Here is a 13,693-nt window from a genome sequence, read left to right as displayed (position 1 = left end):
CGTCGGTCATGGGAAGGGCACCTGTGCTGGCGAGCAATCTTCACAAGGCCGCAGACGCGTGACAGAATGAAAGTACGCTTCGATCGAAGCGCACTACTAAAATTAGGCGAGGTAGTCGAAATGACCAAGCGAATCGGGCTCAATGCCTTCAACATGACTGCGGCGGGCCACCAGAGCTCCGGCATGTGGCGACACCCCCTCAGCGAGGCGCACCGCTACAAGGAGCTTGACTACTGGCTGGAGCTGGCGAAAACCCTCGAGCGCGGCCGCTTCGACGCGGTCTTCTTGGCCGACGTTCTTGGGCCGTACGACGTTTACGGCGGGTCGGTCGACGCGGCGCTGCGCGACGGGATGCAGATCCCGGCCAATGACCCGTTCCAGTACGTGTCGGCGATGGCGTCCGTGACGGAGCGACTTGGATTCGCGCTCACGGCGTCGGCGACCTTCGAGCACCCCTACCCGTTGGCGCGACGCTTCAGCACCCTCGACCACCTCACTAAGGGTCGCGTCGGTTGGAACGTCGTGACGTCCTACCTGCCCAGCGCCTCTCGCAACTTCGGCACCACCCCCATGGCCCACGACGATCGGTACGAGATGGCCGAGGAGTTCATGACGGTCATGTACAAGCTCTGGGAGCAGTCGTGGGACGACGAAGCCGTCGAGCTCGACCGCGAGCGTGGTGTCTTCGTCAATCCGGCAAAGGTCCACCCCATTCGGCACCACGGCCGCTTCTTCGACGTCGATGGGTTCAACATGTCGGAGCCCTCTCCACAGAGGAGCCCCGTGATCTTCCAGGCCGGCGCCTCCTCGCGCGGCCGGCGGTTCGCGGCGGAACACGGTGAGGGCCTCTTCGTCAACGTGCTCAACTCCAAGCTCAGCCGCGTCATCACCGACGACATCCGGACGCAGGTCGAGGCCGCGGGCCGCAAGCGCGACGACGTCAAGATCTTCACGATCCTGACCGCCGTGATTGCAGATTCCGACGCAGAGGCGGAGCGCTTGTATGCCGAGTACCAGGAGTACGCCTCTCCGCAGGGTGCGATGGCGTTGTTCGGGGGCTTCTCCGGCATCGACCTGGGCCAGTTCGACCAGGACTCCCCGTTGGCCGCTGGAGAGACCAACGCGATCCAGACCGTGCTCGACCTCTTCACCAAGCTCGACCCCAGCCGACAGTGGACGCCGGCCGACATCGGCAACCACATGAGCATTGGTGGGGTCGAGCCCGTCCTGGTCGGCAGTCCGGAGACGGTCGCGGACGAGATCGAGCGGTGGATCGACGAGGGCGACCTCGACGGCATCAACCTCTCCTATGCCGTAACGCCCCACGACATCAATGCCTTCGTCGACACCGTGGTTCCCGAGCTGCAGAAGCGTGGCCGGGTGTGGAAGGAGTACGAAGGGAAGACGCTGCGCGAGTACATCTCGGGCCCGGGCAACTCCCGGCTCTCGCCCACTCACCCCGGTGCCCAGGTGGCTCGCGCCGAGGGGTGAGCAGACCGGTGCCGCGCTCAGATGTTCTCGAGCTGCTGCAGCCACGCCTTCTTGGGAAGCACCTGGAGCGGGCGCAGCAGCGACTCGAGGCGGTGGGACAAGCGGTGGGGGAGCTCACTCGACGCGAGACCCCTGGCGTGGGAGCGCAGCACCTCGTGCACGTAGAGGGCGTGGCAGTTCTGCACGACCGTTGCGGGATCAACCTTGGCAAAGGAGCCCGACGACTGGGCCTCGTCCACGATGGTCTCGAGAAGCTCGAACCAACGATTGGCATGCGCAAGGCCGCTCTGCGCGACATCGGTGTGCGACCCGAACGACTCCTTCACGAAGGTGAATGCCAAGTCCGGGTACCGCACGTAGAGCTCGGCGAACATGCTGTAGCTGGTGAGGATTCGCTGCACGAAGTCCTCGGAACTCGGCTTGCCGCCGGACGAGTCGAGCTTCGCCTCGAGCTCGGTGCACGCGTTGATGACCTTCTCGAACTCCTCGCCGTACACCATGAGGAAGAGGTCGAGCTTTGAGGGGAAGTACCTGAAGAGGGTCGCCTCGCCCACATCTGCCCGCGCCGCGATCTCCTTGGTGGTCACGTCGTCGTAGCCGCGGTCCCACATGAGATCGCGCGCGGCTGCACGCATCCGAGCCATGGCCTCCTGCTTCTTGCGTTGCCTCAGGCCAAGTGGTTCAACGGGCATTGACGACACGGTGCCTCCCTTTGATTCATCGGTGCGCGGCATCTTATGTGCTGCCTCCTACGCACCGCCCCGCTGATACCGTCCGAGTCGGACGCATGTCCGACTTTGCTGTCCAGGAAAGAGCCCGCTCATGGTAGACAGGATCTCCGCGCCGGAGATGCCCGGAGCCCCGCAGGTCGCGAGCCCCGAACGTGTGCATCGGCATGAGTGTCTCCTCCGCTGGGCGGACGTCGATCCGCTCGGCCACGTGAACAACGTCGCCTACGCCGAGTATCTACAGGAGGCTCACGAAGCCCTTCTGCGACGACGGTGCGAGCCGGCCGGGGGCGCCGCCGCCCGCGATGAGCTGCAACCGGCAGCACTGCGGTACGAGGTGACTTTCCTCGCGCCGCTCATGCTCGCTGCTCGCTCGGTCGAGGTCGAGTGTCGCGCGACGCAGGGTTCGAGCGGGCAACTCACGATCGCCTCCGAGCTCGCCCACTCGAGTCTCGATTCTCGGATGGTCGTCGCCCGGTCCAGTGCACTGTTCGGGACCAGGGGCCGGCCCCCGACTCGCGCGCGCGACGCCTTCGGCGATCGGCACCACACGGCTCTCCAGGTGCGCCGCTCGGACGTCGACGGCGCCGGACGGCTGGGTGATGTCGGCTGCTTCGAGTACCTCCAGGAAGCGCGGATCCAGCTGATCGCCGAGCTGGGGATAGACCCGACTGCGACGGTCGTCGCCCAGAAGGACGTGGACCTGTTCGGAGCACCCGCGCTGGCCGCGGAGGGGATCGACGTATGGAGCTGGGTGTCACGGGTGGGTGGCCGTTCGACGACCATCGAGTCGACGGTCATGAGCGGCGACGACGAACTGGCCCACGGTTCGGTGACGCTGGTGTTCTTCTCGCCCCAGCTGCAGAAGTCCGTGTCGCCCTCGCCGGACGTGCTCGCAGCCCTGCGATCGCGCGTGCCCAGCGCTCCCGCGTGAGCGCGGTGCGCGGAACTCAGACACTCTTGATACCGGAGCACACTCCGCTTACACTGATAGTGGACTATCACATTCGGGACGATGAGAAGACGTGATCTGCGTGCTCTCTCATGCGACGGCGCTCCATTGCCCGCGTCCCACTCCTCATGATCGATCTCACAGACGGAGGTTCAACAATGGTTGAGACCCACTACGCGGTGGTAGACCCGGGGACGGGACAGGAAGTTCGGAGCTATCCCACCGCGAGCGACGACCAAGTTCGTGCAGCGATCACGAGCGCGCACTCCGCCTATCGGGAGTGGGCTCGTCCGGCGTCCGTGGCGGATCGCGCGAAGTGCGCGCAACGTGCCAGCGAGCTGCTCGTCGAGCGGCGGGACCAGTTCGCGGCAATTATCGGTCGTGAGATGGGCAAGCCCCTCGACGAGGCTCTGATGGAGGTGGACTTCAGCGCCAGCATTTTCGCGTACTACGCCACGAACGCCGAGACCTTCTTGGCGGACGAAGACATTCCGTTGAGCTGGGGCGAGGGGTCCTCGATCCTGCGGAGGGAACCCGTGGGTGTGCTCCTCGGGATCATGCCGTGGAACTTCCCCGTCTACCAGGTGGCCCGATTCGCAGCGCCGAACTTGGTGGCCGGCAACACGATCCTGTTGAAGCATGCTCCCCAGTGCCCCGAGTCGGCGGCGGCGCTCTCGCAGCTCTTCCTCGACGCTGGCTTCCCCGAGGGTGCCTATGTCAACATCTACGCCACGAATGAGCAGGTGGCCGACGTCATTGCGGACAAGCGGGTGCAGGGCATCTCCCTGACCGGCTCGGAACGCGCCGGCGCCGCGGTGGCGGAGATCGCCGGCCGCAACCTCAAGAAGGTCGTCCTCGAGCTCGGCGGCTCGGACCCGTTCATCGTCCTGAGCTCGGATGACCTCAACGCCACGGTCGAGGCCGCGGTGATGGCTCGGGTCGGCAACAACGGGCAGGCCTGCAATGCGGGCAAGCGGATGATCGTCCACGAGGACCTCTACGACGACTTCGTCGCCAAGTTCACCGAGCGCATGACGTCCATCCCGGCTTCTCCGTTGTCCTCCGAGATGGCCGCGCTCCATCTCGAGGATCAGGTCAGGTCGGCGGTGGCGGGTGGCGCCACACTTGCGGGCGCCGACGAACGACGCGGTGCGTGGTTCGCGCCCGGCGTGCTGAGTGACGTTAGCGGGGCGATCGCCAAGGACGAGCTATTCGGGCCGGTCGCGATGGTGTTCAAGGTCCGCGACGAGGACGAGGCGATCGCAGCGGCCAACGACACGGACTTCGGACTCGGTTCCTACATCTTCACAACTGACCCGGTGCAGGCGACCCGCGTCGCGGAGCAACTGGAGGCTGGAATGGTCTTCATCAACGGCGTGGGCGCCATGGGACCCGAGCACCCGTTCGGCGGCGTCAAGCGGTCGGGCTTCGGCCGCGAGCTCGGCCGGGTCGGCATCGAGGAGTTCCTCAACCGGAAGATGATCCGTACGGTCCGCTGATCGCCGCTTCGTGACTGAGGGGACCGCTCGGCGGGTCTCCCGGTCGCAGAGGGCGAGGATCCCACTCAGGACGTGCAAGCTCGCGCCCTGGGCAGTCTGAGTGATGCGAGGAGAGGCATGACTACGAGTGTCGACCAGTCACGGCGCGGAGTGCTGTCGCCGGACGTGACCGCGTGGGCTCAGCGCTCTGACGCCCTCGGCAAGTTATGGATCGGCGGGAGCGCGCGGCGCGCGAGGTCCGGAGGCACGTTCGAGGTGGTCGACCCGTCCACGCTCGAGGTCATCCGCGCAGTGGCGGACGGCTCTGGCGAGGACGCGACCAAGGCCGTCGACGCGGCCGCCGAGGCCTTCACGGCCTGGTCCACGGCACCGCCGAGGATGCGGTCGGAGGTGCTGCGACGTGCGTACGACCTCATGATCGCCGAGGCGGACCGCTTGGCCGCCCTGATCTCGTGGGAGAACGGCAAGTCGCTCGTGGACTCTCACAGCGAGGTCACCTACGCAGCGGAGTTCTTCCGATGGTTCAGTGAGGAAGCCGTGCGGTCCGACGGCGACTTCGTCGTCGCTCCGGGCGGTGGCACGCGGTCGCTCGTGACCAGCCGGGCCGTTGGGGTTGCCGCCCTGGTGACGCCCTGGAATTTCCCGGTGGCGATGGTGACCCGCAAGGTCGCCCCGGCGCTGGCGGCCGGCTGCACAGTTGTGCTCAAGCCCGCGGCCGAGACCCCGCTCTCCGCACTCGCGGTGGCCGAGCTGCTTGCACGGGCGGGCACTCCCGCAGGCGCGGTCAACGTGGTCCCCGCGGTGGATGCGCCGGCCGTCGTCGGCACCCTCCTGAGCGACCCCCGCGTCCGCAAGCTCTCCTTCACCGGCTCTACGCGCGTGGGACGGCTGCTCCTCGAGCAGGCCGCGCAGCGGGTACTGAACTGCTCGATGGAGCTCGGTGGCAACGCCCCGCTCATCATCGGCCCCGATGCGGACCTGGCGCAGGCCGTCGAGGGCGCGATGGTGGCCAAGTTCCGCAACGGTGGTCAGGCGTGCACGGCCGCCAACCGCCTCTACGTGCACGAGTCCCTGGCTCCCGACTTCCTGCGAGCCTTCGGCGAGCGCGTCGCGGGCCTTCGCGTCGGGCCCTCGCGGTACGAGGGTCCGGACGTGGGGCCGTTGATCAGCCGGGCCGCGGTTCGAACGGTGACCGATCTCGTGGCTGGCGCGCTCGAAGCCGGTGCGCGGCTGGCCCACCAGGCCGACGTCGACCCGTCCCTCGCCGGGTTCTTCTTCCCGCCCACCGTCCTCGCCGACGTGCCGATGGACGCCGAGATCCTGGAGGCGGAGATCTTCGGCCCCGTCGCGCCCGTGGTCACGTGGTCCGATCAGGACGAGCTCCTCGCGTCGGTCAACCGCGGTGAGTACGGCCTGGCCTCGTACGTGTTCTCACGCGACTTGCAGTGGGCCATGAGCATCGCCGAGCGGCTCGACACCGGGATGGTCGGCGTCAACCGTGGCCTGGTGTCCGACCCCGCGGCGCCCTTCGGGGGGGTCAAGCAGTCGGGTCTGGGGCGTGAGGGCGCGCGCGACGGGCTCCGGGAGTTCCAGGAGAGCCAGTTCCAATCCATCGCCTGGGCGTGAGCATCGACCGCCTGAGGCTGCTGATGCCGCAAACCTGCCGCGCAGAAGTCCTCGTTTTGCCCGTCGACGGCGCGTACCCGGCAGAAGAGGCTTGAGTGGCCACGCGCCCACTGCTCCACCAGGGAGCTCGGCGCCAGCAGGTCCGGCCGGCACCGCCGGCCACCCGACACACATCACCCCCCCCCGACGAGAAGGGTAGTCCCCGCGTGAAGCGCGACATCTACGACAGTGACCACGAGGCATTTCGCAAGTCCGTGCGCGAGTTCATGGAGCGCATGGTCATCCCCAACCTCGAGTCCTACGCCGAGAACAAGGCGTTCCCACGCGAGGTGTGGTTGGCCGCCGGCGAGCAGGGCCTGCTCGGCCTCGGTATCCCCGAGGAGTACGGCGGCAGCGAGGCCGAGGACTTCCGCTTCGCAGCGGTCCTGGGAGAGGAGACCTCCAAGGTCAACGCCGCGCTGAACAGCTGCTGGGGTATCCACTCAGACACGGTTGTCCCGTACTTCGTGGAGCTGGCAACCGAGGAGCAGAGGCAGCGTTGGCTGCCGGGCATCGCCTCGGGGGAGATCCTCTGCGCGATCGGCATGACTGAGCCCGGCGGAGGCTCGGACCTCGCGGCGCTGAAGACGACGGCGGTGCGCGACGGTGACGAGTGGGTGATCAACGGCTCCAAGACGTTCATCACCAACGGCTACTCCGCTGACCTGGTCCTGGTAGCCGTGAAGACGAGCCCGGAGAAGAAGGCTCGCGGCATCTCTCTCTTCGCCGTCGAGACGACGCTCGAGGGCTTCTCGAGGGGCCGAAAGCTCGACAAGGTGGGACAGGATGAGTCCGACACCGCCGAGCTCTTCTTCGACAACGTCCGAGTGACGGACGCAGAACTCATCGGCGAGCTCGACCACGGCTTCATCCACATGATGCAGTGGCTCCCTCAAGAGCGTCTGGGCTCCGCAATCAGCAACGTGGCGCACGCCAAGCAGATCCTGCTGGAGACGATCGAATACGCCAAGGACAGGACTGCCTTCGGGCAACAGATCGGCAGCTTCCAGCACAACAAGTTCCTGCTCGCCGAGCTTGTCACGCAGATCGAGGTGGCCGAGGCGTTCGTCGACAAGTGCGTGCTGGCCCACACGTGCGGTGAGCTCAGCGCCATCGATGCCGCCAAGGTGAAGTGGTGGGCCGCCCAGACGCAGTCCGAGGTGCTGGACCACTGCGTCCAACTGTACGGCGGCTACGGCTACATGAACGAGTACCGGGTAGCACGTGCCTGGCGCGACGCCCGTGTGACCAAGATCTGGGCGGGATCGAACGAGATCATGAAGGAGCTCATCGGCCGAGACCTCGGCTTCTAAGTGCACCGCACCGCTGCGGAGGTCGTCGCCCGTTGCGGCGGTCACGCTCGGACGGATGAATCAGCAGCAAGGAGAGCGAGCGTGAACCCAGACGTCTGCGTGATGCACGTGCCGGACGCCACGGCCGACCGTAGGTTCGAGGATGGGTTCGGAGTGGTCGGCGACCTGCTCAGTGTGCTGCGCGCCGCCATCGAGCAGATCATCGCGCGCAAGGGTCGATCATCGTGACCTGGACCCCTAGAAAGCCTGCTGAAATGATGCTCGTCACCGCTCGCCACCGGGTGACAGTCAGGTCTGGAGCCGAACTTCTGTGGCGTCCCTACGGGCCGCATCATGCTCGCCGCGCCGGTCAAGCTCGCACCCTCTGCGGTCTTGTCGCTATCGAGTGGTCGATCTTCTGGGACATGACCTTCAACCCTCGCGACGATCAGTCATGCCTGCAATGTGCAGCGGTGGCCGCTTCGCGAAGGGCTGGCGACCACAGGCCGAGCTAGGTGTGATGCCCAGATAGGGTGTCCAACCTGGTGAGGAGGGCGGCCTTCCCGATTGCCGAGTGGGGCCGGTGGTGGTTGTACTCGTGGACCCATGCTGTCAGAGCGGCGAGTCGGGCTGACTCGGAGTTGTAGAACGTCTTGAATGCCCAGTCCTCCGGCCAGGGTGCGGTGGAAGCGCTCGATCTTCCCGTTGGTCTGCGGGCGGTAGGGCCGGGTCTTCTTCGGGGTGATGTTCAGGTCGGTGCATGTCTGGCGCCAGAGGTTGGAGCTGTAGCCGCTGCCGTTGTCGGACAGAAAGCGCCGGACGGTGACGCCACGGACGGCGAACCAGGCGACCGCGTTGCGCAGCACGGCGGCCGCGGTCTCTTTGGTCTCGTCGTCGCGGGCTTCGACGTAGGCGACCCGGGAGTGGTCGTCGATGACGGTGTGCAGCTAGCAGGTCCCGATCAGCGGGTTGCGGTGTTGGCTGCGTGGCTTGTCCGGCGTGGCGGCCCGGTTCCTCAGGCCTTGTTGTCGGCCGACGTAGCGCCAGCAGCCGCCGTCGGGGACCTTGCCGAGCTTCTTGACATCGACGTGGATCAGGTCGCCGGGGTGCTCGTGCTCGTAGCGGCGGATCGGCTCGCCGGTCGCGCGGTCGATGTGGGTGAGTCGGTTGAGCCGGCAGCGGACCAGGACCGCGTGAACCGTCGAGGACGGCATCCCGAGTCGGTCGCCATTCTCGACCGGACCGAGTCGCTGCTTCCAGCGCAGGTGCACGGTCTTGCGGACCACCGGAGCCGGGGTGCGGTTCGGCTGGTGATGTGGACGCGAGGAGCGGTCAAACATCCCATCCGGGCCCTCGGCCTCGTAGCGGTCGGCCCACTTCTTCGCGGTCCTCCATGACACGTCGTACCGCTCGGCGGCCCGCGCCGGCGGCCAACCGGCATCGACGATCAGATGCGCGAGCCTGAGCCGGGCGCGCGGGGTCAGGGCAGCGTTGCAACGGGTAGCGTGGGACCCGAAGGCCTCCTGGTCGTGGAGCGGTTCCTAGGTAGCTCCACTCCACACCGGGAGGTCTTCACCCGTCTACGTCCTCAGATCGTCTCGTCGCACGATCTCGACCAACGTCTCTGGGCATCACAGCTAGGCCGGGACGGACCCGCGTTCCCTTCCTCTGCACGTCCGTGCCGCGGGCGCGCCCCCCTCCTCGATCCAGACCCTCGCCGAAGGTGTCCTGCCTGGGAGCCGTGTGCCGGGGTAGATCTCGTCTCCGTCTCGCAGTGCCAGGGAGAGAAGGTCGAGCGCGACGAAGCCACGACTCGACGCTGGGCGGCCTCGACGCGATTGCAGCCGAGGGCGGACAGCACGAAGTCGCGCGACAGCTCCTCGTGCCGAACGTGCCTGTCGGCGACGGGCTGGCCACGGCGACGGTTGAGCGATCTCGGCAGGACGTGTAGCCCTCCGCGGCGGTCGCCGCCACCAGGGCCCTCTGGGATTCCGCAGGGGTCCGCCGAAGAAGTTTGCGCTCTTCCTGTATCCGGCCTGAGCGTGCTCGTCCCACCATCGAAACCGGCAAGTGGCCCGCTTCACAGGGACGGGCTGAGGCCGAGAACTAAGGAGCACCATGACTCTCAGAACTGCCAGAAGTGCTGGCGGGCCCCGGGCTTCTCGATCACGACTTGCGGCGGTGTCTGCCGCGGCGTGTCTGGCTCTTCTTGCCGCCTGCGGCAGCTCGGAGGGAAGCGCCACCTCAGGCGTTGGCGCCACTGACAGCAATGTGGTGAAGGAGGCCAAGGCTGCGCTGGAACGGAATCGCCAGGGAACTGACCGCGCTCTACCCGACAGCAGCCCAAAGCCGCTCGCCGATCAGAACATCTGGGTCATCTCGTGTCTTGAGGCTGGCGAGGGCTGCGCAGCACCTGCTGCGGGCGCCAAGGAGGCCGGCGAGGCGATCGGCTGGGACGTGACCGTCTTTGACGGCAAGGGCACCCCGGACGTCTACGCCCAGGGCATCCGCACCGCCATCGCCGACAAGGCTGACGGCATCATCCTCGACGTTATCGACTGCATCGCAGCCAAGGGCGCGCTGGAGGAGGCCAAGACGGCGGGTATCCCCATCTTCGCGTTCTACTCCTTTGACTGTGACGACCCGTTGCTGGGTGAGGGCGGCCAGCCGCTCTTCGATGCCGAGCTGCTTTTCGAAGATGGTCAGACCTGGATGCAGCGCGTTGAGAACGTCCAGGCCAAGTCCGTGGCGGACTACGTGATCGCCGAGACCGAGGGTGCGGCGAAGATCATCCAGTTCACCGAGGACGAGCTGCTCGTCACCCAGCACCTGTACCGGGGCTTCAACCAGCGCATCGAGGCTTGTGGCGGGTGCGAGATCGTGGCAAAGGTGCCCTACACCCTTGCCGACCTGGCGACCGGCAAGCTCCAAGCCAAGGCCGAGGCGGCGCTCACCCAGAATCCGGACGCCAACGTCGTGTACAGCCCCTACGACGCCGCGCTCACCCTGGGGATCTCTCAGGCAGTGACCGCCTCGGGTCGGGACGCCGACCTCCTCGTCACCGGAAACGAGGGGCTCTCCGCCAACCTCGCCGCGGTCAGCGCGGGCAAGGGCCAGGACATGATCGCTGGGGCCCCTGCGCGATGGGTCGGATGGGCCGCCATCGACGGCATGAACCGTCTTCTCCAGGGCGAACCGCAGGTCGACGCCGGCATCGGCAACCAGACCCTCGACGCGTCCTCGCCCTCGATGCCGACCGAGACGACGTTCTACGACGGCAACATCGGTGCCGATGGGAAGCCACTTCAGGACTACGAGGCGAACTACCTCCGCATCTGGGGTCTGTCTTGACCACTGTCGGTGGCCAGGGAGGCGTGCAGGACACCGTCCTGCACGTCTCCCACCTCAGCAAGACGTTCGGCGCCACCACGGTCCTGTCCAGCGCGTCGGTCGAGGTGGGGCGCGGCGAGGTCCACGCCCTCCTCGGCGGCAACGGGTCCGGCAAGTCGACACTCATCAAGCTCCTGGCGGGCGTGCACCGGGCAGATCCCGGTGGCACCATCACGGTCGGGGGTGTGTCGACGCCGGCGGAACGCTGGTCGGCCGAGGAGGCGAGACGGCGCGGGCTTCACTTCGTCCACCAGGATCCGGCGGTCTTTCCTGGGTTGACCGTGGCCGAGAACATCGCCATCGGACGAGGCTTCCCCACCTCGAGCGGGGGCCGGATCGACCGTGCCTCGATGCGTCGGCGCACCCTCGAGGTCCTCGAGCGCTTCCACATCCACGCAGCGCCCGACACGCTGGTGGCGGCCCTGAGACCTGCCGATCGCGTCATGATCGCGATCGCGCGTGCTTTGCAGGATCGCGAAGGTGCCCACGATGGCGTTCTCGTTCTGGACGAGCCGACTGCTTCACTACCCGCTTGGGAGGTGGACGTGCTGCTCGCGGCCCTGCGCCGCTATGCCGAGGCCGGGCAGACGATCGTCTACGTGACCCACCGCCTCGACGAGGTGATCGACCTTGCGGACCGCGTGACCGTGCTCCGTGACGGACAGGTCGCCGGCTCACGTGACGTGGAGGGTCTCACTGAGGTGGGGCTTGTCGAGATGATCGTGGGACGGCCGCTAGACAGGGTCTTCCCCGAGCAGCGCAAGCAGGTCGCGACTGACGTCGCAATGTCGGTCCGCGGCCTAGCGGTCGGGCCCCTTCGAGGGGTCGACCTCGACCTGCACCGGGGGGAGGTGCTCGGCGTCGCGGGACTGCTCGGGTCCGGACGCAGCGAGCTGCTCCACGCACTGTTCGGCGACCTACCTGTCACCAGCGGTGCTGTCACCCTCGCGGGTCGGGCGCTGAGGGTGCGGAGCCCCCGGCAGGCCATGAAAGCTGGTCTGGCGCTGGTTCCGGAAGATCGCGGAGCGGACGGTCTGTTCCCCAGCCTATCGGTGCGGGAGAACCTCTCCGCATCGGTGGTCCGGTCCTACTGGCGCGGCGGGAGGCTTCGCCACAAGGCCGAACGCACCGATGCCAGAGCGCTGATCGCGGCCTACGGCGTCAAGCCTGACAGCGACGCCCCGGCGGCCGGCACCCTGTCGGGTGGCAACCAGCAGAAGGTCGTGCTGGCCAGGTGGCTGCGCCGTGATCCGGCGGTCCTGCTCCTCGACGAACCCACCCAGGGCGTCGACGTCGGCGCTCGTGCCGACATCTACGCACACGTACGCGCCGCAGCCGACCACGGCACCGCCGTACTCTTGGTGACCTCGGACTTCGAGGAGATGGCCCACGTCGCGGATCGCGTCTTGGTCCTCCGGGAGGGCCGTCTCGTGGCCGAGTTGCTCGCTCCCGATATCACTGCCGATCGGCTCACCGAGCTGTCCTACCTGACCACGGAGGTCCCCGCATGATGATCGAATCCACCGAGGCGGCCGCTGCTCCATCACGTCCGGCCTCCTCGCCGGGGGCAGCTGGCCGTCCGGCTCAAGATGCGCCCGCGCCCACGTGGCGGGCCCAGCTCCTCTCCCTTCTCGAGAAGTACGCCCTGGTGTTCCTGTTCGCGCTGATGTGCGTGTTCTTCAGCGTCTACCAGCCCACCAGCGACACCTTCCCGAGCGCTGCCAACATCCGCAACATCCTGGGCAACGAGCCCGTCGTTGCGATCATCGCCCTGGCCTCGATCCTGCCGCTGACGTGCGGTCAGTTCGACCTGTCCGTCGGCGCCATCGCGGGCCTGTCGTCGATCGTGGCGGCGAGTGCCGCGGCCGAGCACGACGTGCCGGTTGTTCTCGCCGTCGCGCTCGGCATCTTCTCCGGATGCGGCGTCGGGCTGTTCAACGGCGTGCTCGTCGCACGGCTGGGAGTCAATGCGCTCGTCGCGACACTCGGTACGGCGACGCTGGTCTCGGGCCTCGTCTCGCTGTACACCGCCAACCTGGTGATCAGCATCGGCATACCGGAGAGCATCACGGCACTGGGGTCGGGCACCTGGCTCGGCCTGCCGCGAACGGTCTACACACTGGCCGTGATTGCCGTGGGCGTGTGGTATCTGCTGACTCAGACGCCCTACGGGCGACAGCTGACGGCTGTGGGTGTGAGCCCGGGGTCGGCGCGGCTGGTGGGGCTCCGAGTCGATCGGTACGTCCTCTCCAGCTTCGTGCTCTCCGGAGGTCTTTCGGGGGTGGCGGGGGTGCTCCTTCTCGCGCGCGCCGGGACAGCGAACCCCTCCGTGGGCCCGGGCTACACATTGGCTGCCCTGTCAGCGGCCTTCCTGGGTGCAACCGCCATCAAGCCTGGCACGTTCAACGTGCTCGGCACGCTGCTCGGTGTCCTGTTCGTGGCGGTCAGCGTCAACGGACTGGTGCTGGCCGGAACCGCCGACTGGGTCCAACCCACCTTCAACGGCGCGGCGCTGATCGTCGCCGTCGCGCTGTCCACCTCGATCGCCCGTCGTCGGGCGGGTCGGTAGTCCCATCACGCCGAGCGACGAGGACAAGGTCCTCGTCGCCCGATGACGTGACGACTCAGCGCAGGAGATGGCGGAGAGTGTGCTCGCCTCTATCCCACACGCGGCCG

At 67.1% G+C, this 13,693-nt stretch carries 10 protein-coding genes and 1 pseudogene; 9 read left to right on the top strand and 2 right to left on the bottom strand.

All coding sequences use genetic code 11. From position 1 onward, the window contains the following. Positions 1–120 precede the first annotated feature (120 nt). Positions 121–1,491, top strand: a complete 1,371-nt coding sequence (locus FB382_RS15815) for an LLM class flavin-dependent oxidoreductase (protein WP_182540689.1) — start codon at positions 121–123, stop codon at positions 1,489–1,491. A gap of 17 nt (positions 1,492–1,508) precedes the next feature. Here the strand turns inward: FB382_RS15815 and FB382_RS15810 are convergent, their stop codons facing one another. Further along, on the bottom strand, positions 1,509–2,225 hold the full coding sequence (locus tag FB382_RS15810; protein WP_182540687.1) for a TetR/AcrR family transcriptional regulator: 717 nt from the start codon (positions 2,223–2,225) through the stop codon (positions 1,509–1,511). Between the two features lie 88 nt (positions 2,226–2,313). Here FB382_RS15810 and FB382_RS15805 point away from each other — a divergent pair, with 88 nt between their 5' ends. The 5 genes from FB382_RS15805 (at position 2,314) to FB382_RS15785 (ending at position 7,876) form a co-directional block, all read left to right on the top strand. Continuing rightward, positions 2,314–3,153: an acyl-CoA thioesterase gene (locus tag FB382_RS15805; protein ID WP_343055635.1), complete on the top strand. Its 840-nt coding sequence runs from the start codon at positions 2,314–2,316 to the stop codon at positions 3,151–3,153. 176 nt (positions 3,154–3,329) lie between these two features. After that, complete coding sequence (locus FB382_RS15800) at positions 3,330–4,670, top strand: NAD-dependent succinate-semialdehyde dehydrogenase (protein WP_182540683.1); 1,341 nt, start codon at positions 3,330–3,332, stop codon at positions 4,668–4,670. A 117-nt stretch (positions 4,671–4,787) separates the two neighbouring features. Next, positions 4,788–6,296 carry an NAD-dependent succinate-semialdehyde dehydrogenase gene (locus FB382_RS15795; RefSeq protein ID WP_182540680.1) on the top strand — a complete coding sequence of 503 codons (1,509 nt, stop codon included), beginning with the start codon at positions 4,788–4,790 and terminating at the stop codon, positions 6,294–6,296. A gap of 206 nt (positions 6,297–6,502) precedes the next feature. Then, entirely contained in the window at positions 6,503–7,648 is a 1,146-nt protein-coding gene (locus FB382_RS15790) for an acyl-CoA dehydrogenase family protein (RefSeq protein WP_182540678.1), read from the top strand. 81 nt (positions 7,649–7,729) lie between these two features. Then, positions 7,730–7,876, top strand: a complete 147-nt coding sequence (locus FB382_RS15785) for a hypothetical protein (protein WP_182540676.1) — start codon at positions 7,730–7,732, stop codon at positions 7,874–7,876. A 262-nt stretch (positions 7,877–8,138) separates the two neighbouring features. Here FB382_RS15785 and FB382_RS15780 read toward each other — a convergent pair. Then, a pseudogene (locus tag FB382_RS15780) lies at positions 8,139–9,111 on the bottom strand (IS481 family transposase). 790 nt (positions 9,112–9,901) lie between these two features. Between FB382_RS15780 and FB382_RS15775 the strand changes: the two are divergent. From FB382_RS15775 to FB382_RS15765, 3 genes are read left to right on the top strand one after another with little or no spacing between them, the layout of a single operon-like run. Next, positions 9,902–10,978 carry a substrate-binding domain-containing protein gene (locus tag FB382_RS15775; RefSeq protein ID WP_182540674.1) on the top strand — a complete coding sequence of 359 codons (1,077 nt, stop codon included), beginning with the start codon at positions 9,902–9,904 and terminating at the stop codon, positions 10,976–10,978. 23 nt (positions 10,979–11,001) lie between these two features. After that, on the top strand, positions 11,002–12,528 hold the full coding sequence (locus FB382_RS15770) for an ATP-binding cassette domain-containing protein (protein ID WP_182541567.1): 1,527 nt from the start codon (positions 11,002–11,004) through the stop codon (positions 12,526–12,528). Next, entirely contained in the window at positions 12,525–13,586 is a 1,062-nt protein-coding gene (locus tag FB382_RS15765) for an ABC transporter permease (protein WP_182540672.1), read from the top strand. The genes FB382_RS15770 and FB382_RS15765 overlap by 4 nt, the downstream gene beginning before the upstream one ends. Positions 13,587–13,693 lie beyond the last annotated feature (107 nt).

Origin of the sequence: Nocardioides ginsengisegetis (assembly GCF_014138045.1) — a bacterium.
Classification (GTDB): Bacteria; Actinomycetota; Actinomycetes; order Propionibacteriales; family Nocardioidaceae; genus Nocardioides; species Nocardioides ginsengisegetis.
Note: the sequence above shows the minus strand (reverse complement) of the source record. Positions and strands in the feature narration are given on the sequence as shown.

Excerpts from the sequence above, each read along its gene's own strand:
- FB382_RS15800 (WP_182540683.1), top strand. The coding sequence starts at position 3,330 with ATGGTTGAGACCCACTACGCGGTGGTAGACCCGGGGACGGGACAGGAA.
- FB382_RS15815 (WP_182540689.1), top strand. The coding sequence starts at position 121 with ATGACCAAGCGAATCGGGCTCAATGCCTTCAACATGACTGCGGCGGGC.
- FB382_RS15765 (WP_182540672.1), top strand. The coding sequence starts at position 12,525 with ATGATGATCGAATCCACCGAGGCGGCCGCTGCTCCATCACGTCCGGCC.
- FB382_RS15795 (WP_182540680.1), top strand. The coding sequence starts at position 4,788 with ATGACTACGAGTGTCGACCAGTCACGGCGCGGAGTGCTGTCGCCGGAC.
- FB382_RS15805 (WP_343055635.1), top strand. The coding sequence starts at position 2,314 with ATGGTAGACAGGATCTCCGCGCCGGAGATGCCCGGAGCCCCGCAGGTC.
- FB382_RS15810 (WP_182540687.1), bottom strand. The coding sequence starts at position 2,225 with ATGCCGCGCACCGATGAATCAAAGGGAGGCACCGTGTCGTCAATGCCC.